The 21,356-nt window shown below is 72.1% G+C and carries 17 protein-coding genes; 12 read left to right on the top strand and 5 right to left on the bottom strand.

Going from position 1 to position 21,356, the window contains the following annotated elements; all coding sequences use genetic code 11:
• The first annotated feature begins 137 nt into the window (after positions 1 to 137).
• The 6 genes from ACOJVX_RS01985 (at position 138) to ACOJVX_RS01960 (ending at position 6,651) form a co-directional block, all read left to right on the top strand.
• Positions 138 to 1,172, top strand: a complete 1,035-nt coding sequence (locus ACOJVX_RS01985) for an ABC transporter substrate-binding protein (protein ID WP_418153864.1) — start codon at positions 138 to 140, stop codon at positions 1,170 to 1,172.
• 39 nt (positions 1,173 to 1,211) lie between these two features.
• Positions 1,212 to 1,979, top strand: a complete 768-nt coding sequence (locus tag ACOJVX_RS01980) for an ABC transporter permease (protein WP_026417535.1) — start codon at positions 1,212 to 1,214, stop codon at positions 1,977 to 1,979.
• Positions 1,976 to 2,803: an ABC transporter permease gene (locus ACOJVX_RS01975; RefSeq protein ID WP_026417536.1), complete on the top strand. Its 828-nt coding sequence runs from the start codon at positions 1,976 to 1,978 to the stop codon at positions 2,801 to 2,803. The genes ACOJVX_RS01980 and ACOJVX_RS01975 overlap by 4 nt, the downstream gene beginning before the upstream one ends.
• 2 nt (positions 2,804 to 2,805) lie before the next feature.
• Positions 2,806 to 3,780: an ABC transporter ATP-binding protein gene (locus ACOJVX_RS01970; protein WP_030105170.1), complete on the top strand. Its 975-nt coding sequence runs from the start codon at positions 2,806 to 2,808 to the stop codon at positions 3,778 to 3,780.
• 190 nt (positions 3,781 to 3,970) lie between these two features.
• Positions 3,971 to 5,632 (top strand): DNA repair helicase XPB, encoded by a 1,662-nt coding sequence (locus tag ACOJVX_RS01965; RefSeq protein WP_422647199.1) that lies wholly within the window; start codon positions 3,971 to 3,973, stop codon positions 5,630 to 5,632.
• A complete protein-coding gene (locus ACOJVX_RS01960; protein WP_418153869.1) occupies positions 5,629 to 6,651 on the top strand; it encodes an o-succinylbenzoate synthase in 1,023 nt (340 codons plus the stop codon). The genes ACOJVX_RS01965 and ACOJVX_RS01960 overlap by 4 nt, the downstream gene beginning before the upstream one ends.
• 60 nt (positions 6,652 to 6,711) lie before the next feature.
• Here ACOJVX_RS01960 and ACOJVX_RS01955 read toward each other — a convergent pair whose 3' ends face one another.
• Positions 6,712 to 10,443, bottom strand: a complete 3,732-nt coding sequence (locus ACOJVX_RS01955) for a S8 family serine peptidase (RefSeq protein WP_422647198.1) — start codon at positions 10,441 to 10,443, stop codon at positions 6,712 to 6,714.
• A gap of 179 nt (positions 10,444 to 10,622) precedes the next feature.
• Positions 10,623 to 11,765 carry a CapA family protein gene (locus ACOJVX_RS01950; protein WP_026417540.1) on the bottom strand — a complete coding sequence of 381 codons (1,143 nt, stop codon included), beginning with the start codon at positions 11,763 to 11,765 and terminating at the stop codon, positions 10,623 to 10,625.
• 244 nt (positions 11,766 to 12,009) lie between these two features.
• Between ACOJVX_RS01950 and ACOJVX_RS01945 the strand changes: the two genes are divergently transcribed.
• Positions 12,010 to 12,414 (top strand): hypothetical protein, encoded by a 405-nt coding sequence (locus tag ACOJVX_RS01945; protein ID WP_418153871.1) that lies wholly within the window; start codon positions 12,010 to 12,012, stop codon positions 12,412 to 12,414.
• 469 nt (positions 12,415 to 12,883) lie between these two features.
• On the top strand, positions 12,884 to 13,105 hold the full coding sequence (locus ACOJVX_RS01940; RefSeq protein ID WP_026417542.1) for a PspC domain-containing protein: 222 nt from the start codon (positions 12,884 to 12,886) through the stop codon (positions 13,103 to 13,105).
• Between the two features lie 203 nt (positions 13,106 to 13,308).
• On the opposite strand, the gene groL is transcribed toward ACOJVX_RS01940, so the two are convergent.
• From groL to ACOJVX_RS01925, 3 genes are all read right to left on the bottom strand, one after another.
• Positions 13,309 to 14,928 carry a chaperonin GroEL gene (gene groL / locus ACOJVX_RS01935; RefSeq protein WP_026417543.1) on the bottom strand — a complete coding sequence of 540 codons (1,620 nt, stop codon included), beginning with the start codon at positions 14,926 to 14,928 and terminating at the stop codon, positions 13,309 to 13,311.
• A 335-nt stretch (positions 14,929 to 15,263) separates the two neighbouring features.
• Positions 15,264 to 16,397, bottom strand: coding sequence for a protein kinase domain-containing protein (locus tag ACOJVX_RS01930; protein ID WP_422647197.1), 1,134 nt, complete (start codon positions 16,395 to 16,397; stop codon positions 15,264 to 15,266).
• A 97-nt stretch (positions 16,398 to 16,494) separates the two neighbouring features.
• Positions 16,495 to 17,139 (bottom strand): AIM24 family protein, encoded by a 645-nt coding sequence (locus tag ACOJVX_RS01925; protein WP_026417544.1) that lies wholly within the window; start codon positions 17,137 to 17,139, stop codon positions 16,495 to 16,497.
• A 144-nt stretch (positions 17,140 to 17,283) separates the two neighbouring features.
• Between ACOJVX_RS01925 and glp the strand changes: the two genes are divergently transcribed.
• From glp to pssA, 4 genes are all read left to right on the top strand, one after another.
• Positions 17,284 to 18,546, top strand: coding sequence for a molybdopterin molybdotransferase MoeA (glp, locus tag ACOJVX_RS01920; RefSeq protein ID WP_103055798.1), 1,263 nt, complete (start codon positions 17,284 to 17,286; stop codon positions 18,544 to 18,546).
• A gap of 57 nt (positions 18,547 to 18,603) precedes the next feature.
• Positions 18,604 to 18,873 carry a GlsB/YeaQ/YmgE family stress response membrane protein gene (locus tag ACOJVX_RS01915; protein WP_026417546.1) on the top strand — a complete coding sequence of 90 codons (270 nt, stop codon included), beginning with the start codon at positions 18,604 to 18,606 and terminating at the stop codon, positions 18,871 to 18,873.
• A 671-nt stretch (positions 18,874 to 19,544) separates the two neighbouring features.
• Positions 19,545 to 20,369, top strand: a complete 825-nt coding sequence (locus ACOJVX_RS01910; protein WP_103055799.1) for a phosphatidylserine decarboxylase — start codon at positions 19,545 to 19,547, stop codon at positions 20,367 to 20,369.
• 4 nt (positions 20,370 to 20,373) lie between these two features.
• Positions 20,374 to 21,285, top strand: a complete 912-nt coding sequence (gene pssA, locus ACOJVX_RS01905; RefSeq protein ID WP_026417548.1) for a CDP-diacylglycerol--serine O-phosphatidyltransferase — start codon at positions 20,374 to 20,376, stop codon at positions 21,283 to 21,285.
• Positions 21,286 to 21,356 lie beyond the last annotated feature (71 nt).

Here is a 21,356-nt window from a genome sequence, read left to right as displayed (position 1 = left end):
CACCTAAGCGAAGTAATCGAGTGATCTAATGGCGATCAACCGAGCACGGATAGTGACGCCTCTGACGCTTGTCGCCCGGCCGGCCAGGCGAATCGCCACTTTCGCCGAAGTCCTCTCACATCATCAAGGAGCATCACATGGTTCGACCGAACCGGTGGACGGCGCCCACGTCGCGGCCCGTACGGGTGGCCGCGGTGGGCACCGCTCTCTCGTTGACTGCCCTGCTGAGCGGCTGCGGCCTGCTCGACGGGTCCAGCGGAGCGGACGAGAGCGCCGCCGAGGGCGGGGGCCAGGTTGAGAAGTCGGACATCACGATCGGTTACAACCCGATCATCGACGTGGCGCCCATCTTCTACGCCGACGAGAACGGCTACTTCGCCGACGAGGGCCTGAACGTCACCACGGAGCGCACCACCAGCGGCGCCGAGGCGATCGCCTCGCTCGCGGGGGGATCGCTCGACTTCACCTACGGCAGCCACGTCGCCTTCATGGCCGCGCAGGCCTCCGGCATCGCCGACCTCAAGATCGTCGGGGACGCGTACACCGCCCTCGAGGACAACGTGGCGATCATGACGGTGCCCGACTCCGGGGTCGAGACGCCCGAGGACCTCGCCGACGTCAGCATCGGCATCAACGCCGAACGCAGCCTCGCCGACCTGCTCTCCATCTCCGCCATGACCTCCAACGGCGTCGACGTCGCCTACGACGACGTCAACTGGCAGCAGATGGCCATGCCCGACCTGCCCACGGCCCTGGCCAACGGCGACATCAAGGCCGCCCTCCTCCCGGAACCGTTCCTGACCCAGGCCGCGATGGAGTACGGGGCGTTCAAGGTCCTGGACGCCGCGGAAGGACCGACCGCCGAGTGGCCACTGGGCGGGTACGTGGTCAGCGCGGACTTCGCGGAGGAGAACCCGAGGACCGTGGCCGCGTTCCAGCGCGCGCTGGTGCGGGCCTCCGGAGCGCTGGTGGACCAGGGCGAGCTGGAGCAGATCCTGCCCGAGGTCGCCGGCATCGAGGAGGACATCGTCTCCGTCCTGAACTTCGGCGCCTTCCCGACCACCCTGGAGGCCGAGCGCATCCAGCGGGTGGCCACCCTCATGTCGCAGTTCTCCTTCATCGAGGAGCCGATCGACGTGGAGGACATGATCGTCCCGCTCCCCGAGGACTGATCGCCGTTCACTGATCACACCACGACGGACTGACACCTCATGCGTTCAGCGCTCAGGGGCGCGATCGGCGTGGCCGGCTTCCTCCTCCTCTGGGAGGCCGCCGGGCACGCCGGGTTCGCGCCGCAGAACCTCTTCCCCCCGGTCTCGATGGTCTTCGCGCGGTTGGGAGAACTCCTGGCGACCGAGGAGTTCCTCCGCGAGATCATCGCGACCGTCCTCGCCTGGCTGATCGCCCTCGCCGTCGCCACCGGGATCGCCGTCCCCCTCGGCCTGCTGCTCGGCAGCTACCCCGCCGTCCGGCGGGCCACCAAGGTGCTGGTCGAGTTCATCCGGCCGGTGCCACCGGTGGCCCTGATCCCGCTGCTGATCGTGCTCATCGGCAACGGCCCCGAAACCAAGATCAGCCTGGCCGTCTTCGGCGCGCTCTGGCCGATCCTGTTCAACACCATCTACGCGCTCGACGAACTCGAACCGATGTACGTCGAGACCGCCCGCTCCTTCGGCCTCGGCCGAGCGGCGATCATGACCAGGGTGGCACTGCCCAACGCCCTGCCCTTCATCTTCACCGGAGTCCGCATCTCCGCGTCCATCGCCCTGATCCTGGTGATCAGCGTCGAACTCCGAGGCGGCGGCACCGCCGGCATCGGGTACTGGATGCTCGGCGTCAGCCAGGGCATCCGGCAGATGGACCTGGTGCTCGCCGGCACGCTGGTCGCCGGGGTCATCGGTCTGCTCAGCAACTACGGGCTCGAATGGCTGCAACGGCGGCTCTTCGGCTGGAACGAGATCGCCCAGGAGGCCCGATGAGCGAGCAACCGCGACGCCGGGCCCTCGGCTTCCTCGAACGCTGGCTCGTGTTCGCCGGCGCGGTGGTCGTGTGGGAGATCGTCACCCGCATCTCCGACAGCGTCTTCTTCCCACCCCCGTCGAAGATCGTCCAGTTCTGCGCCGAGCTGTGGTTCGTGGCCGAGCCCACCCAGCTCTTCCTCGCCGACACCGTCTACGAGGACATCCTGCCCAGCCTCGCCAGGGCGCTGGGCGGCTGGTTGATCACCGCGGTGGTGGGCATCTCGCTCGGGCTCGCGCTCGGCCGGTCCAGGATCGCCTACGAGTACCTGAACCCGCTGGTGACGTTCCTGCGGTCCGTACCGCCCCCGGCGCTGATCCCCGTGTTCATGGTCGCCTTCGGCATCGGCGCCCAGATGCAGATCGCCACCATCGTCTTCGGCGCGCTGTGGCCGGTCCTGCTCAACAGCGTGGACGGCGCCCGGTCCGTCGACCGGGTCAAGACCGACACCGCGCGGTCCTTCCGGATCTCCCGGACCGAGTGGATCAGGATGGTCGTCTTCCCGGCGGCCCTGCCCAAGATCTTCGCCGGGCTGCGGACCAGCCTGGCCATCTCGCTGATCCTCATGGTGATGTCCGAGCTCGTCTCGTCCAACCACGGCATCGGCTACCGCATCCAGCTGTCGCAGAACACCTTCTCCTTCGACACGATGTGGGCCTGGTTGGTGCTGCTCGGGGCGCTCGGCTACCTGCTCAACAACGCGCTGCTCGCGCTGGAGCGGCGGATGCTCGGCTGGCAACCCAAGCGTGAGGCCGCCCCCGCGACGGCCAAGGCAGGAGGATGACGATGACGACCATGCTGGAGGTCTCCGACCTCGGCCACACCTACGGATCGGGTGACACGGCCTACACGGCGATCTCCGACCTGTCCTTCACCGTGGAGACCGGGGAGCTGACCTGCATCGTCGGCCCGTCCGGCTGCGGGAAGTCCACCCTCCTGCGGGCCATCGCCGGCCTGCACACCCCCACCGGCGGGACCGTCCGGCTCAAGGGCGAGACCGTCGCCGGGGTGCCGGAGGACCTGGCCGTGGTGTTCCAGGACTACAGCCGCTCGCTCTTCCCCTGGCTCACCGTGCGGGACAACGTCGAGTTCCCCCTGCGCTCACGCGGGGTGTCCGCCGACGACCGGGCCAGCCGGGCCGCCGAGGCCCTGGAGTGGGTGGGCCTCGGCAAGGCCGGCAAGAAGTACCCCTGGCAGCTGTCGGGTGGGATGCAGCAGCGGGTGTCGATCGCGCGGGCGCTGGCCTGCCGGCCCTCCCTGCTGCTGATGGACGAACCGTTCGCCTCCGTGGACGCCCAGACCCGCTTCGAGCTGGAGGACCTGCTGCTGCGGGTCCGGCGTGAGCTGAACGCCACGGTGCTCCTGGTCACCCACGACATCGACGAGAGCGTGTACCTGGGAGACCGGGTGCTGGTGCTGTCCAAGCCCCCCGCGACGGTGGTGGCCGAGCTGCCCGTCGACCTGCCCCCGGTGCGGGACCAGATCACCACCCGCGAGTCCGACGCGTTCGTCTCCCTCCGGAGCGAGGTGGCCCGGCTGCTGCACGGCAAGGAGCCGGCCACGCGCTCCGCGCCCCAGGTGACCTCGGAGGCAGCCGGGACGGGCGACCAGGGCGTCCACGTCGCCGATGGTGGGACCCCGAAGGGCCAGCGGACCGTGACGGCCCCGAAGAACCGCCGCAACGGCGCCGGCGGCAAGGGCCGCAAGAAGCACATGAAGACCAAGAAGAAGCGCGGCGTCACCGTCCAGCGACCGCGCTGAACCCGTCGTCGGCCCGAACGGGGCGTCCCGGCACCGCCGGGGCGCCCCGTTCCGCGTCCTCCCCGAGCGCGCGACCCGGTCACCCCTCGCCACGTCCCGCCCACCGGCCCGCGCCCTCACCCGGCCCGAGCACCCCTCCGCCGGTGGGACACTGGTGGACGGCCCAGCCAGCGGAAGGAGCGCTGAATCCGTGACCGATGGTCCACTGATCGTCCAGTCCGACAAGACGCTGCTGCTCGAGGTCGACCACGAGCAGGCGCAGGAGGCCAGACTGGCGATCGCGCCGTTCGCCGAACTCGAACGTGCCCCCGAGCACGTGCACACCTACCGGATCACCCCGCTCGCGCTGTGGAACGCCAGGGCGGCGGGACACGACGCCGAGCAGGTGGTCGACGTCCTGGTCCGCTTCTCGCGGTACCCGGTCCCGCAGCCGCTGCTGGTCGACGTCGTCGACACGATGGGCCGATTCGGCCGGCTCCAGCTCACGAACAGCCCGGTGCACGGGCTGGTGCTGGTCTCCTTCGACCGCGCCGTGCTGGAGGAGGTGCGGCGGAACAAGAAGATCGCGCCGATGCTCGGTGCCCGCATCGACGATGACACCGTCGTGGTGCACCCGAGTGAGCGCGGCCGGCTCAAGCAGGTGCTGCTCGGTGTCGGGTGGCCGGCGGAGGACCTCGCCGGCTACGTCGACGGGGAGGCGCATCCCATCACCCTGGAGGAGGACGGCTGGGAGCTGCGCGACTACCAGCGGCAGGCCGCGGACGCCTTCTGGGCGGGCGGCTCGGGCGTGGTGGTGTTGCCGTGCGGGGCTGGCAAGACCCTGGTCGGAGCGGCCGCGATGGACCGGGCGAAGTCCACCACCCTCATCCTCGTCACCAACACGGTCGCCGGGAGGCAGTGGAAGCGTGAACTGATCGCCCGCACCTCCCTGACCGAGGAGGAGATCGGCGAGTACTCGGGGGAACGCAAGGAGATCCGACCGGTCACCATCGCCACGTACCAGGTGATCACCCGGAGGAGCAAGGGCGAGTACCGGCACCTGGAGCTGTTCGACTCCCGGGACTGGGGCCTGATCGTCTACGACGAGGTGCACCTGCTGCCGGCTCCGGTGTTCCGGATGACCGCCGACCTCCAGTCCCGCCGTCGCCTCGGACTGACCGCCACCCTGGTCCGCGAGGACGGGCGGGAGGGCGACGTGTTCTCCCTGATCGGACCGAAGCGCTACGACGCGCCGTGGAAGGACATCGAGTCGCAGGGCTGGATCGCGCCGGCGGACTGCACCGAGGTGCGGGTGACGTTGACCGAGTCGGAACGGTTGACCTACGCGACGGCGGAGGCCGAGGAGCGGTACCGGGTGTGCTCCACCGCCGCCACCAAGATCCCGGTGGTCAGGGCGATCCTCGACCAGCACGGCACCGAGCCCGCCCTGGTGATCGGCGCCTACCTCGACCAGCTGGAGGAACTGGGAGCCGCCCTGGACGCCCCCGTCATCCAGGGCGCGACCAAGAACAAGGAGCGGGAGGCGTTGTTCGACGCCTTCCGTCGTGGCGAGTTGCGCACGCTGGTGGTGTCCAAGGTCGCCAACTTCTCCATCGACCTGCCCGAGGCGAGCATCGCGGTGCAGGTGTCGGGGACCTTCGGGTCGAGGCAGGAGGAGGCGCAACGCCTCGGCCGGGTGATGCGACCGAAGGGTGACGGGCGGCAGGCGCACTTCTACTCCGTGGTCAGCCGGGACACCCTGGACACCGACTACGCGGCGCACCGGCAGCGCTTCCTCGCCGAACAGGGCTACGCCTACCGGATCGTGGACGCCGACGACCTGCTCGGCCCGGCACTGCCGGAGGTGGGGTGACGACCGGCGGCACGGCCGTCCGCGTTCCTGGTGCCGTCGACGACCTGCTGGCCAGGGTCTACGCCATCCCGATGCGGACCCGGTTCCGGGACATCACGGTCCGCGAGGGCGTCCTGCTGCGCGGCCCCGCCGGTTGGGGCGAGTTCTCCCCCTTCCGGGAATACGGGGACGAGGAGTGCGTCCCGTGGCTGCTCAGCGCGGTCGAGGCGGCCACCTCGGGGTGGCCGGGGCCGCTGCGCGAGCGGGTGCCCGTCAACTGCACGGTTCCGGTGGTGCCCCCGGCGGAGGCGCACCGGCTGGTCCGGGCCTCCGGGTGCCGGACGGCGAAGGTCAAGGTCGCCGACCCCCGGTCGTCCCTCGCCGAGGACGCGGACCGGCTGGCGGCGGTGCGCGACGCCCTGGGGCCGGCGGGAGCGATCAGGGTGGACGCCAACGCCGCCTGGGAGGTCGACGCGGCCGTCGGGGCCATCGCCGTCCTCGACCGCGCGGCCGGCGGCCTGGAGTACGTGGAACAGCCGTGCCGCACCGTCTCGGAGCTCGCCGAGGTGCGCGGTCGGGTCGTGGAGCGGGGGGTGCGGATCGCGGCGGACGAGTCGATCCGCCGGGCGGCCGACCCGCTCGCGGTGGCGGTGGCCGGTGCCGCCGACGTGGCGGTGCTCAAGGTCGCCCCGCTGGGCGGCGTGCGGGCGGCGCTCGCGGTGGCGGAGGCCTGCGGACTGCCCTGCGTGGTGTCCTCCGCCCTGGAGAGCGGCGTTGGCCTGTCCGCCGGGGTCGCGCTGGCTGGCGCGCTCCCCGAGCTGGACTTCGCCTGCGGGCTCGGCACCGGCTCCCTGCTGACCTCGGACGTCACCTCGGACGGCCCCGTCCCGGCCGGCGGGTGGCTGCCGGTGCCCCGCGCTTCCCCGGAGGTGGGACCAGCGGACGCCGAGTTCCCCTGGGCCGACGCGTCCACGGCGCGGTGGTGGGTCGACCGGCTCGGCCGCGTCGCCGCGCTGGCCGAGGAGTCCCGGCGACGCTGATCGCGGCGGGCAGCCGACGCACCCCCGCCCGCCGAGGGCGCGGCGGGCGGGGGCACCGGCTCAGCGCAGCCGGTACGCGTCAGGCAGGGTCTCCGTGTACGTCACGCCCCCGTCGCTGGCCGTGGTGCGCAGGGCGACCACGCCCGATCCGGGATTCCGGAGGCTGACCAGCCATTCGGGGCCGTCTGCCTCGACCAGGGCCGCCGACCAGGTCTCCCCGCCGTCCGCCGAGTACTCGACGGACGGCGTTCCGACCGTGCCCTCCCCGTCCGACCCCTCCTGCCGGTGGACGCCGAGGCCGAAGGTGAACTCGGCGCCGGCCGGTGCGGCGTTCTCCAGGTCGAGCGGGATCCGGTAGGCGAACCCGAGGAGCGGGAACGGCGTGGTGTCCCCGGTGCGCGCGCTGGGGAAGGTCCACTCGCTCCGCACCTCGGTGCCCACCGCGATCCCGGGGAGGTCCCGCGTGGCGCTGACCGCCAGCCGGTACTCCCGTTCCTCCGGGTCGAGCAGGAAGGTGCCCATCCCGGGGAAGTCGTTGCGACCCACCTGGGTGCCGGCCGAACTCAGGACGGTCTCCCCCGTGTAGTCGTTCGGGAAGACCATCCCCCGGGCGCCGGTGTCCTGGCCCTGGAGCATCGGGAGGTTCACCCGGAGGCTGTCCCCGGTCCTCGCCACGAAGGGCACCTCCCGTCCGGTGAACGGGTCGGTACCGACTCCGGTCAGGCGAGGACCGAACGGGCCGCGCAGCAGGTCGAGCGCGTACGAGCCGCCCGGCTGGTAGTCCTCGGTGCCGGTGATGTGGACCCCGACCGGATCCATGATGTCGGTGCTGACCGAGTACTCGAAGGACCACGGCCCCGGGGTGACGAAGGCGCGCTGTTCGGTGCCCGCCGGCACGGTGGCCTCCGCGCCGAACACGAGGTCGCCCCGCTCGTGGATGGCCACCACGCTGGTCCGGTGCTCCGCGTCCCGCACGGAGTGCGCCCGCAGCGCCAGTTCGACGAGATCGTCCGGGGTGTAGGACCACTCGTGGCCGTCGGGCAGCCCGCCCCGCACCTCGTCGTGCAGCAGGTAGGCGGCGGCCGACGTGTCACGCGGGGTGAGGGTCGCCTCGTCCGCTCCGGCGGCGATGCGCTCCCGGATCTGGAACAGTTCCACGCCGTACCCGCCCAGCACCGGGATGTCCCAGTTCGACCCGGGTTCGGCGTAGCCGGTGGTCCACACCGCGCTCGCCCCGGCGGCGACGAGTTCCCCGATGCGTTCCGCGAGCGCGTCGTACCCGGCGTCCGGCAGGTCCAGCACCGCGACCGCCCCGTCGACGTCCGGGAGCTCGGCGCCATCCCCCACGTCCACGAGCGGGGCGCTCAGCGGCTCCTGGAGCTCGCCGAGGCCGAAGATCTGCGGCTGGAGTTCGAGGGCGTCCTCGTCTCCCACCGAGAACAACAGCTCAGGGCTGCCGAAGTGGGCGGTGTGGAACAGCGCGAGGCCGTCGGCCGGCCCGCTGGGCAGGACGTGCTCGCGGCCGTTGGTCGACCAGCTCATCAGCACGGAGTCGCCATCGGCCACGGCCTCCGAGATGATCCCGGTCTCGGCGAACATCCCGCCGAGGGGACGAGCGGCGGGGTCCTCGACCCGGACCCGGACGTCCGAGGCGGCGGTGCCGTCGAACCGGAGGACCTCGTCCCGCGTGCCGACGCTCACCTCCCGCATGCCGAACACCCGGTCCCAGTAGGCCCCCGCCCCACCGCCCGGCGGGGTGTAGAGGTCGAGGGCGAGGGTCAGCACCCGGTAGTCACCGGGTGGGAGGGCCACCGCCTCATCCCGGTACGTCGCCCACGCCTCCCCGGTGGTGCGGCTCTGGACGAGGTTCAGGCTGAGGGCGGCCGGCTGGCCCGAGTACGCGGTCGCCTCGACGCGGAGCGAGCTGGTCTCCGGCGTGACCTCCGCGCCCAGCGCGACCCGGACCAGCACGTCCCCGTCGCCCTCGGCGACCAGGGCCGCGCTGGCCAGGGTCCCGCCCGGACCCGCTGCCGCGTGGTCCACGGTCACCTCGACGGGCACCTCGCCGCCGGCCGGCACGGTCACCGAGTCGGAGGAGAGCCCGAACATCCCGGCTGGCGGCTCGCCACCCACGCCGACGATGTCCAGCTCCAGGTCGACCGGCCCAGCACCACCGTTGCGCAGGACGACGGTCTTCGCCGCCGGGGTCCGCTCCTCGTCGACCGGCCACTCGACCGAGCCGAAGGACACCGCACCCGGTTCGGCGTGGACCCGCTGTCCGCTGGCCCTGGCCAGGTCGAGCCGTCCGGCCCCCTGCCCGTAGACGGTGGTCCCCCCGATCTCCCGAGCCGTGCTGACCAGGGCGGCCTTCAGCTCAGCCGCGTCCCACTCCGGGTGCGCCTGGGCCAGCACCGCCGCCGCCCCCGCGACGTGCGGGGCGGCCATCGACGTGCCCGACATGGCCACGTGGTGCTCGTCGAGGCCGTCCAACCCACCGGTACCGGCGGCTCTGGCCGCGCCGATCGACTCACCTGGCGCGCTGATCTCCGGCTTGACGGCGGCGTCCCCGACGCGCGGGCCCCTGCTGGAGAAGTCGGCGAGCTCGTCGCTCTTCGTGCTCGCGCCCACGGTCAACGCGGCGTCCGCGCTGCCGGGAGAGGCGACGGCCCGGTCCTGCCCGAAGTTGCCCGCGGCCACCACGAAGAGGGCACCGGTCTCCTCGGTGAGCTGGTTGATGGCCTGGGCGAGGGGATCGGTGCCGTCGGACGGCCCACCTCCGAGGCTGAGGTTGACGACCCGGGCGCCCGAGTCGACTGCCCAGCGCATCCCGGCGAGGATCGCGTCCTCGGGGCAGCCGTAGTCGTCGCAGACCGTCCCGTGCAGCAGGTCCGCGTCCGGCGCGACGCCCCGGTAGGCGCCGTCCGAGGCCGCTCCCGACCCGGCGATGGTGGCGGCGACGTGGGTTCCGTGCCCCACAACGTCGCCGGGAGGGGCATCCGGGTCGACGAAGTTCTCCGCCCCCGCCACGTTGCCCACCAGGTCGGGGTGCTCCGGGTCGTACCCGGTGTCGAGGACGGCCACGGTGACGCCTTCCCCGGTGTGCCCGGCCTCCCAGGCGGTCGCAGCGCCCACGTGCGCGACGCTGTCGACGAGGGTGGGCCGGAGCCGCTGGTTCAGCCAGAGCTTCTGCCCACCGGAGGCGTGGGCGAACTCGGTGGCGCCGGGGTCCGGGTCGCGGATCTCCTCCCAGAACGCGGCCGCGTCCTCCTTGGGGGCCGTGAGCGCGCTGACGTCCAGGCCGGGCACCGTCCTCGTCACGGCGACCCCGGCGCCCTCCCCCGGCTCCGCGAAGGTCCCGACCACGTCCGCGCCCGTGGCGAGCAGGGAGAGGTCGGGAGACCTGAGGTCGTCGAAGCCCTGGTCGACGAGGAGGGAGACGTTGAACAGCCGTTCGTCGATCCGGTCCGCCGCGACGAGGGGGAGCGCGTCGAGCGGGTAGACGTACTCCTGACCGTCGAGCCGCACCCGGGTGTACCCGACGTCCGACCGGCCCTCGGCCATCCGGACCCCGGTGACCGCGAGCGCACCGTCGTCGTCACGGCGCACGAAGACCTGGTCGCCGGTGACCAGGGTCACCCGAGCGGGGACGTCGTCCCTCGGGCTCCCGGTCGCAGGCGGGTCGGCGGCCGCCGCCGCTCGGTCCGGTGACGCCGCCGCCGTGGCCGGCCCCAACGCGGCGCCGAGCAGGCACAGGGCGGCCAGGGTGGCGATCCTCGATCTTGGTAAGCCCATGAGCTCACTTCCTGGTTGACTTCTGGTGTCCTCATCAACACAGGCCGTGCGGTGTGGGGGTTGCGCGCGTGGCCGATGTCGGCCACGCGCGGGGCGGTGGCACCGGGGGAGCCGCCGCTCTCCGGCCTGGGGCGGCCCCGGCACCAGGTTCGGGGGCTGTGCCGCCGGGGGCCGGGGGCTCAGCCGGCGTAGCGGGTGAGGCCGTGCTCGGCCCCTCCCCGGCTGAGGACGACCTCCTCGGTCCGCGCCAGCGCCTCGGCCCGACCGGGGGCCTCGATGTCGGCGGTGGTGAGATCCACCAGGCGGATCGGTGGGCCGAGTTCGACCAGCGTCGGCACGTACTCCGCGACGGTGACCGCCCAGTCGCCCGCCTCGTCCCGCTCGAAGGTGAAGCGCGCGGCCACGCCCTCCTCGGTGATGCCGCGCGGCTCCGCGTGCCTGGCCACGTGGTTGCCGAGCCCGTAGGTGACCCACTTGCCGTTGATCCGCTCGAACGGCTGCACGGAGTGGGCGTGGTGACCGATGATCAGGTCGATCGCGTCGTCGGCCAGCAACAGCTCGGCGAGGTCCTGCTGTTCCTGGGTCGGCTCGTGCACGTACTCCACACCCCAGTGCAGGCTGGCGACCACGACCTCGGCGCCGGCCTCCCTGGCTCGGCGGGCCCCGGCGAGGATCTCCTCCGGGTCGAGCGTGTTGGACATCCAGGGCTTGCCCTCGGGGAGGGGCACTCCGTTGAAGCTGAAGGTGTGGGAGATGTGCGCGACTCGCGCGCCGTTCACCTCGCGGACGAGCGGGGTGAGGGCCTCCTCCTCGGTCCTGGCGGCTCCCGCCTGGCCGAGCCCGGCGTCATCCAGGGCTTCCAGGGTGCGGATGACCCCCTCCTCGCCCTGGTCGACCGTGTGGTTGGAGGCGGTGGTGCAGACGTCGTAGCCGGTGGCGGCGAGTCCCGTGACGACCTCCGGTGGCGCGCTGAACCTGGGCCAGCCGAGGAACGGGCCCTCGGCGGGCGCGATCGGCACCTCCAGGTGGCACAGTGCCACGTCGGCGTCCTCCACGAGGGGAGCGACCCCGGCGAACAGGGGCCGGAAGTCCCGCTCCCCCTCGCCCGTCTCCGCGGCGTCCAGCTCCGCCTGCTCGGTCAACGCCGGGTGGACGAGGACGTCGCCGGTGGCCACCAACACGAACGTGTCGTCGGGTGCCTGGGCCGCTCCGGCCCCGGCGGCGTCCAGCTCGGGAGGCCGGGCCACCACCGGTGAACCCCCGGTGCAACCGGCCGCGAGCAGGGACAGGGCAAGTGCCAGCGTCGGCACCCGGTAGCGCATCTCAGTCCTCCAGCCGACACCCACACGGCAGGTGGCCCCAGTCGGGCCACCAGCGGTCACGCCCTGAAGGCGAGAACCGGCATCACCAACCGTACGGGTGTCCCTCGGACAGCGCTTACAAATACTCTAGGTAGCCTCATCTCCCGGTGATCGATTTTTTTGTACGCTGAAACCACCCATACGGCCTAACCGACTGGCGCCAACCCGTCGCCCGCAACCGAGGGTGACCAGCGAGGTGAACCCGATGCCGGCGACGCGCAGCTTCTACTTCTACCGACGGGTGGCCGGCACCGACGCTGTCTACGGGGCGTGCACGAACCAGATCGAGTTGAGCGAGGACAGGAACCGCCTGCATCTCCGGCTCGCCTCCACGGCGAAGTTCGCGGTCACCCTGGAGTGGCGCGGCCTCTTCCACCTGATCGAGGCGCTCAGCACGGAGATGCGCTTCGGAGTGGCGTGCCGGCACGAGACCGAGGGGCCGGTCACCCTCGTCGTCGAACCCGACGGGAACGACATGACGCTGTCGCTGCGCATCGAGGGCAGCCCCATCACCGTCGCCTTCACCCCCCGCCAGACCACCGAGCTGATCGGTCACCTGCGAACGGGCCTTCGGCACATCGAGGCGACGAGACCGGGCCGTCTGCTCTGAGGACCCCCTCAGGCGTCGAGGAGCACCCAGACCGGGGTTCGACGCCCAGCACCGCCCTGCCCCGGCTGACGAGTGGGCGTTGGCCAGCAGCTCCGGGAACTGGGCGGAGAACCCGTGGCCGGAGATCGACGCGCCACCCAGGGCACCGGAGGGGTTGTGGTTGTCGCGCGGGTTGTCGGCGTGGGGTGCGGTGGCCGGCGGGTGCTCGGCGTGGTCGTGCGCGGACCTTGACCTGGTCGTCGGACCCGGCCGAGGAATTCCAGTTCGCCCGCCATGTTCCACCGGGGAACGGACGCCTCGCTCCCCGACAGGGCGGGGCACCCCGCTCGACCTCGCCCGGTGCCGACCTCACGCCATGACGGACGGCCCCCCACCAGGCGGTTCCCCGGATCCGCCTCGGACGGGGTCAAGGGGCGGGATCGGGGCCATCCCCGATGGATCGGCGACGCGCCCCGGCCAGAGTGGTGGCATGGCTGACGGGAACTTCACCAGCAGGATCCGACGCCGGTTCCGCAGGAGCACCACTGACCGGATGCTCGGCGGGGTCTGCGGCGGGATCTCCGACCTGACCGGCGTCGACACCCCCCTGGTACGGGTGGGTTTCCTGGTGCTCACGCTGGCGAGCTTCGGTATCGCCGTCGTGCTCTACCTGGGCTGTTGCCTCCTCGTGCCGGAGCGGGGCACCGACTGACGACCGCCGCCACCGGCACTGGGAGGACACCGGCACCACACCAGCTCGGGTCCTCCCGCCGCGAGCGGTCAGCGAGCACTCCCGTGCGCGGCCCGGTCGGACGCCCCACCCGGTCACCGCCTCCCCCGGTCCCGGAACACGGCGAAGGGGCCGGCCCGCGAGACGCGGACCGGCCCCTTGTCGACCAGCGGTCGTGGAACGGCTCAGAAGTCCATCCCGCCGGCGTCGGGAGCGGCCGGGGCCTTCTCCTTCTCCGGCTTGTCGGCCACGACGGCCTCCGTGGTCAGGAACAGACCGGCGATGGAGGCGGCGTTCTGCAGCGCGGAACGGGTCACCTTCACCGGGTCGGTGATACCGGCCTCGACGAGGTCCTTGTAGGAGCCGCTGGCGGCGTCCAGACCCTCGCCGGCCTTCAGGCCCTTGACCTTCTCGACCACGACGCCGCCCTCGAGACCGGCGTTCACCGCGATCTGCTTGAGGGGGGCCTCGACGGCGACCTTGACGATGTTGGCGCCGGTGGCCTCGTCGGCGTCCAGCACCAGGTCCGCGAAGGCGGCCTCGGCGGCCTGCAGCAGGGCCACGCCACCACCGGCGACGATGCCCTCCTCCACGGCGGCCTTGGCGTTGCGCACCGCGTCCTCGATGCGGTGCTTGCGCTCCTTCAGCTCGACCTCGGTGGCCGCGCCGACCTTGATGACCGCGACGCCGCCGGCGAGCTTGGCCAGCCGCTCCTGCAGCTTCTCCCGGTCGTAGTCGGAGTCGCTGCGGTCGATCTCGCTGCGGATCTGGCTGACGCGACCGGCGATCTGCTCGGTGTCACCGGAGCCCTCGACGATGGTCGTCTCGTCCTTGGTGACGACGACCTTGCGGGCCTGGCCGAGCAGGGACAGGTCGGCGTTCTCCAGCTTGAGGCCCACGTCCTCGCTGATGACCTGGCCACCGGTGAGGATGGCGATGTCCTGGAGGATCGCCTTGCGGCGGTCGCCGAAGCCGGGGGCCTTGACCGCGACCGACTTGAAGGTGCCGCGGATCTTGTTGACGACCAGGGTGGCCAGCGCCTCGCCCTCGACGTCCTCACAGATGATCAGCAGCGGCTTGCCGGCCTGCATGACCTTCTCCAGCAGCGGGAGCAGGTCCTTGACGTTGGAGATCTTCGAACCGAACAGGAGGATGTACGGGTCCTCCAGGACCGCCTCCTGGCGGTCGGTGTCGGTCACGAAGTAACCCGAGATGTAGCCCTTGTCGAAGCGCATGCCCTCGGTGAGCTCCAGCTCGAGGCCGAAGGCGTTGCTCTCCTCGACGGTGATGACGCCTTCCTTGCCCACCTTGTCGAGGGCCTCGGCGATCAGCTCACCGATGCTGGAGTCGGCGGCGGAGATGCCGGCGGTGGCGGCGATCTGCTCCTTGGTCTCGACCTCCTTGGCGGCCTTCAGGAGCTGCTCGGCCACGGCGTCGACGGCCTTCTCGATGCCGCGCTTCAGGCTCAGCGGGCTCGCGCCGGCGGCAACGTTGCGCAGACCCTCGCGCACCAGGGCCTGAGCCAGCACGGTCGCGGTCGTGGTGCCGTCACCCGCGACGTCGTCCGTCTTCTTGGCTACCTCTTTGACGAGCTCGGCGCCGATCTTCTCCCACGGGTCCTCGAGCTCGATCTCCTTGGCGATCGAGACACCGTCGTTCGTGATCGTGGGGGCGCCCCACTTCTTCTCCAGGACGACGTTGCGACCCTTCGGGCCGAGCGTCACCTTGACAGCATCGGCGAGGGTGTTCATACCACGCTCGAGACCGCGGCGCGCGTCCTCGTCGAACGCAATCAACTTGGCCATTGCGGTGTTGTCCTCCGGCGATTGGGCGCTGCGGGAACGTGGGTACCCACAGCAGGACACGTAATGGGCCAGGCTCGGTGCCCGCGACGGACGACTGACCGGTCTGCCCCTCCATGCGGGGCCCCTTGCCAGCCTCACCGTCCCGGCCTTGGCACTCACCAGTAGCGAGTGCCAGTTCCGTGTTTAGCACTCTGCGGCGATGAGTGCAAGCGACAACGAGAGGGCGCGCCACACGCCCGCGAGGACACCCCCGCCGTGACCAGGCACGACCCGGAACGAGGCCGGCGGGAACCCTCGGGATTTCTCGTGCCGGCGCCCTCGGGGGCTGGAGGGTGTCAGGAGTTGACGATGACGACGACCAGCACGACGACCGCGACCAACGCCGCCAAGGCCATCAGCGGCAACACCCAACGGTTGCCACCCCCACCGCTGGAGGCGAACGACGACGCGGACTGCGCCGGCGAGGGCGGCCGCAAGCGCATGGGCTCGGCGAGACCAGCGGGGCTCTGACGGGGCAGACCGGTGGGGCTGGACGGCGGCCCCGTCGGCACCGCAGGGCGCGCCCAGCCAGCGGCCGGCGTGCCCGGTCCTGGCGCGGTCTCGCGGCCCACCGGCGGAGCGGGGTGGTCGGGCTGGGCGACGCCCGCCAGCGCCGTCCTCGCGGCGGCCACGAGTTCCCGGCAGTTCGCGTACCGCTGTCCGGGGACCTTGGCCATCCCCCGGCGCAGGACCTCGTCGATGGCCGGCGGGAGGGCGACGACCGAGCTGACGGCGGGAACCTCGCGACCCAGGTGACCCTCGATCACCTGCGGGACCTGCCCCCGGTACGGCGGGCGCCCGGTCAGGCAGGCGAAGAGCACGCACGCCAACGAGTAGGCGTCCGTCCTCGGGTCGACCGGTTCCCCGCGCAGGTGCTCGGGGGCGGCGTAGGTCGGCGATCCGAGGAAGTCCCCGCCCTGGGTGCGGTGGCCGGTCGCGCCGCGCCGGGTGAGCCCGAAGTCGGCGAGGTAGACATGCTCCTCACTGGACTCCTTGCTGGTGACGAGCACGTTCGCCGGCTTGATGTCCAGGTGCACCAGACCCCGGTCGTGCAGCATGTCCAGCGCCTCGGCGACCTGCCCGAGCAGGGCGAGCGCTCGCTGCGGTGCCAGCGGGCCGTCCTTGATGAGCGTCGCCATGTCGGCCCCGTCGACCAGCCGCATCGCGATGAAGAGGAGGCCGTCCACCTCACCGAAGTCGTACAGCGGCACGACGTTGGGGTGGTCGATCGCCGAGGTGTTCCGCGCCTCGTCGACGAAGCGTTCGCGGAACTCCGCGTCCCCGGACAGGTGCTCCGCGATCACCTTGAGCGCCACCTTGCGGCCGAGGCGCTCGTCCGTGGCGCGGTACATGACGCTCATGCCACCTCGGCCGAGCACACCGTTGATCCGGTAGTGCCCCAATCGGCTTCCGGTGAGGTCCTCCGACACGACTCGCAGCCTAACGCTCGGTGATACCCGTTCACAGGCGCTTCACCGATCCCGCGGCCACCGGGCGCGGAAAGAGACGACGGGAACCACCTGCTCCTCAGGTCCTCACGGTACGGGCAACCCGCGTCTGGGTGAGCACGCGGGCCGGCCCCACGACGTCGAGGAGCAGCCCCGCGCCGGTCCGCACCGACTGCTCCCCCAGTTGGTCGAGCGCGCGGAGCCGCACCCTGGTGTCGTCCCGGTACCCGAGCACGTGTCCCGCGTTGAGCGTGATCACCTCCCCCGCCTTGAGGTTCACCACGTCCAGGCTGCCGTGGCAGGACAGGACGAGCGGGCCGTGCCCGCCGGCGTGCGTGAGGAACCCCTCGTCCGAGCCGAGCAGGGAGCGCAGGCCAGGCCAGTCCCGGTCGAAGACCACCGTGCCGGCGACGGCGAGCCAGGACCGGGCCCGAACGCACCACCCGGAACGCCCGTCCAGTTCCACGATGTAGAGGTCCCCGGCCTGGTTGGGCGCCACGTCCACCCACCCACCGGGGGGCGGAGCGGTGAAACCGGTGGCCTGGGTGCCGCCACCGCGCAACCCCCGTCCCGGGCCCCGACCGGTGGCGACCCGGCGCGACTCCACGGCCACGCCGAAGCTGGTCGCCATCATGGTTCCCACCTCCGCCAGGGCCTGCTCACCACCGCCGAGCACCAGCCGCGCCACCCCGTACCCCGGGGTGTGACGTGTCACGACCTGCACTGGTAGTCCTCCGTCCCTCGTACCCACCGCGTCCGAACCGGCCTCGGGTGGCCGCGCGCCCCGGGCGCGGACGATTCTGTGGCCCGCGTGAGCCCGGGCGAGTCGCGGGGCCGGTCCCACCGCCACGCAGGGCACCATGATCGGGTGGCCCAGGACAACAGGACACCTCCGCTGGTACCAGTCGAGGAACACCAGGAGCACGTCGCGAGCCTGCTGAGACCCACCGAGGTCACCAGGTCCCCGCTGGAGGAGTGCGCGGGACTCGCGATGGCGCGGGACCTGGTCGCCTCCATCCCGCTGCCCCCCTTCCGGAACTCCGCCATGGACGGCTACGCCGTCCGGTCCGTCGACGTCGCGGGAGCCTCACCGGACCGCCCCGTGCGACTGCCGGTGACCGCCGACCTGCCGGCCGGCGCGCCGGAGGTGCTGCCGTTGGCAGTGGGCAGCGCCCAACGGATCATGACCGGGGCCCCGCTACCGCTGGGCGCGGACTGCGTCGTCCCGGTCGAACACACCGACGGCGGGACCCGCGAGGTCGCGATCGGTCTCGCGCCCGAGGAAGGCCGCCACGTCCGGCGGGCGGGGGAGGACGTCCCGGCCGGCACCACGGTGCTGCGCCGGGGGAGCGAGCTGGGGCCGGCCCAGCTCGGCCTGGCCTCCGCGCTGGGCTTCGCGGAGCTCCCGGTGCGCCGTCGTCCCCGCGTCGTGGTCCTCTCGACCGGCTCCGAACTCGTCGAGCCCGGCGAGCCGCTCGGCCTCGGGCAGATCTACGAGTCGAACGCCGTCATGCTCGTCACCGCCGTCCGGGAGGCCGGTGGCCACGCCACGGCGGTCCGGTTCGTACCCGACGACGTGGGCGCCCTCCATGAGGCGGTGCGGCCGCACCTGGCCGATGCCGACCTCCTGCTCACCACCGGCGGGGTCAGCGCGGGAGCCTACGAGGTCGTCAAGGACGCGCTCGCCGGTGAGGGGGTCACCTTCACCAAGGTCGCGATGCAACCGGGCATGCCGCAGGGCAGTGGTCGCTACCGGGGCGTCCCCGTGGTGGCGTTGCCGGGGAACCCGGTCTCCGCGCTGGTGTCCTTCGAGGTCTTCGTGCGGCCGGCCCTCCGACGGGCGGCCGGGTTCGACGTGACCGACCGGCCCCGGTCCCGAGCGGTGCTCGAGGGGGCCGCCCTGTCCTCCCCCTCGGGCAAGCGGCAGTACCGCCGCGGCAGCTACCACCTGGAGACCGGAGCCGTCCGGGTGGTGGGAGCCGCCGGATCGCACCTGCTGTCCGCCCTGGCCGAGTCCAACTGCCTCGTGGAGATCGCGCCGGAGGTGACGGTGGTGGAGCCGGACACCCCAGTGGAGGTGCTCCTGCTCGGGGGGCCGAGCCGCACCGGTGGTGGACCCGGCGGGAACTGACGGGGTACCCGCGGCGAGGCGAGGTCGCCCCCCTCCGCCGGGGCTAGGGTTGGTCGGATGGGCCTGTTGTCATGGATCGTGTTCGGAGCCATCGTCGGCTGGGCCGCCAACCTGGTGGTCGGGGGCCGGGAACGGGAACGCCAGGGTTGCCTGGTGAGCATCCTGGTCGGCGTCGTCGGCGCGGCCCTGGGCGGCCTCGTCTGGCGGTTGGTCACCGGGGAGGACCGGGCCTTCGCCTTCGACCTCCCCAGCATGGGTGTCGCGGCGGTGGGAGCCGTCCTGCTGCTGGTGGTCCTCCGGCTGCTGGGGACCCGCTCCCGGCGCTGACGACCCCGGACGAGGCACCGGTCCCGGTCGTCGGCGTCAACTCGTCGACGCCCAAGCGGTCGACAAGGACGGCTTCCTCCGACGCCGCACGAGGTAACGACGATGACTCACGATTCGTGATCAACTCATTACCGGACGCTATTGATCCCCCGTGTCCTGGCTGAGTACGCTGGTCGCGCACGCAGGTCACGCCGTTCGGCGGCCAGGACACAGTGGTGGTGTCGCCAGGAACCCGACCCGGCCGCCGCCGCGGCGGCGGCGGCCGGGTCGGACCGTCCGGGCCACTGGACGACGTCCCGGCCCGTCTCCACCCGGGAGCCAGGGCCTGCCGGTGGGATTCCGACAGTCCCACCCCGACCGCTCGAGTTGAGTCGTTGTCTCGTCGTGGTCCCCAGGACAGGGTGGACCGTGTGCCGTCGGGGGGCGCACGGTTCGCCCTCTGGTGTTCGCGCCCGGGGCCGGCCCGGGGCTCGCCAGCTCGGCGGCCCGGGACGCGCCAGCTCGGGGAGGGCCCCGGTGACCAGCCCGTCGGGTGCGGCGCTGATCCACTCCTCTCGCTCCGCCACCCCCTGGTTACGCTCGCGGTGGGCGCGTACCGTGTGCCGCGCCTCCGTGCCACCCGATCGGGTGCGATGCACGGGGACACCCTTCGACGCTTACGGACTGCCGACATGAGCACCGACACACCGCGACCCCCGCGGGGCCGTGAGAACCACAGCGAGGACACCACCCGCCTCCCGGTGGTGCCCCCAGCGACGGAGCGGCCCGAGCCGTCGGCCGAGGAGCGTCCCGGCACGCTGGCGCACTTCCTCCACCTCGCCCGGTCCGTGGTCCCGCCGATGCACCCGGCCGGACGCCCCTTCGTCGCCGCCGCCGCCGGGCTCGCCCTGGTGCTCAGGCGGTTCTCCCGCCCGCTGGGGGGCCTCGGTCTCGTCCTCACCGCCTGGTGCGCCTGGTTCTTCCGGGAACCCCGCAGGGTCACCCCCAGCCGGCCGGGGCTCGTGGTGTCCGCCGCGGACGGCACCGTCTCCCAGGTGGACACGGCGGTCCCGCCCGTCGAACTCGGCCTGCCAGCCACCCCGCTGACGAGGGTCAGCGTGTTCCTCTCCGTCTTCGACGTGCACGTGCAGCGGACCCCGGTGTCGGGAGTGGTGCGCCAGGTCGCGTACCGCCCAGGCAAGTTCCTCTCCGCCGACCTCGACAAGGCCAGCGACGACAACGAGCGGAACTCCCTGGTGCTGGAGACCGAGGACGGCCACCGCGTCGTCGCGGTCCAGATCGCGGGCATGGTGGCCAGGCGCATCGTGTGCGAGGTGGCCGCCGACCAGCGGGTCGCGGCGGGCGACACCTACGGCCTGATCCGGTTCGGTTCGCGGGTGGACCTCTACCTGCCGGCGGGAAGCCGCGTGCTCGTGGAGCCGGGACAGCGCACCGTCGGCGCCGAAACCGTCATCGCGGAACTCCCGGAGCCCTCCTCGGCCGCAGCGGGGGGCTGAGCGCATGGCACGGGTAGCGCCCGGCATCGGACTGGTGCCCAACGCGGTGACCGTGCTGGCGCTGTGCGCCGGGCTCTCATCGGTGATGTTCGCGCTCGACGGGCGCTTCGCCGCGGCCGTCGCCGCCGTCGCGACCGCCGCGCTGCTGGACGGACTGGACGGCCGCCTCGCCCGCCTGTTGGACGCCACCAGCAGGATGGGGGCCGAGCTCGACTCGTTGGCCGACGCCGTCTCCTTCGGCGTCGCTCCCGCCCTGGTGGTCTTCATCTGGTCGCTGCACGGCAGCCAGTGGGGATGGGTCGTCTGCCTCCTCTTCGCCGTGTGCGCGGTGCTCCGGCTCGCCCGGTTCAACGTGCTGATGGAGGACACGAAGAGCCCACCGTTCGGCAAGGAGTTCTTCGTCGGGGTTCCCGCGCCCGCCGGCGCGCTGACGGCGCTCTTCCCCCTGGTCATCTCCCTCAAGTCCGGTGAGGGCTGGTGGTCGTCCCAGCTGGTGGTGGCGCTGTGGGTGATCGCGATCGGCGGACTGCTGATCAGCCGGGTCCCGACCCTGTCGTTCAAGACGCTGAAGGTGCCGGCCAAGGCGATCGCACCGCTGTTGATGTTGGTGGGGCTGCTCGCGGCGGCCGTGATCACCTACCCCCTGCTGGTCCTGGCGACCTTCATCGTGCTCTACCTCGCGCACGTGCCCTTCGCCGTTCGCCGGTACCGCTGGCTCAGCAGGCACCCGGAAGCGTGGGACGTACCGGCCGGGGAACGGCGCGCCATCCGGCGGAGCACCAGCAGGCTGCGGTTGCGGCGTCCTCGACTGCGCCCCAGGGTGGCCGGCGACGCCGTCCGGGCGGAGAGCGGCGGGTCCGGACCGGTGGGCGCCCGCCGGTCCTGGCGTCGACTCGGGCTCCGCCGACGTTCCTGAACACCCGACCCCCGGGCCCCTCGGATCCCCCGGGTTCCGTGGTGGGTACGGTCCGGCGCCGCGCCGGCACG

The sequence above is a fragment of the Actinoalloteichus caeruleus genome (assembly GCF_049311605.1).
Taxonomy (GTDB): domain Bacteria; phylum Actinomycetota; class Actinomycetes; order Mycobacteriales; family Pseudonocardiaceae; genus Actinoalloteichus_B; species Actinoalloteichus_B caeruleus.
The sequence above is the reverse complement of the archived record's forward strand: the minus strand, read 5'-3'. Positions and strand labels throughout refer to the sequence as shown.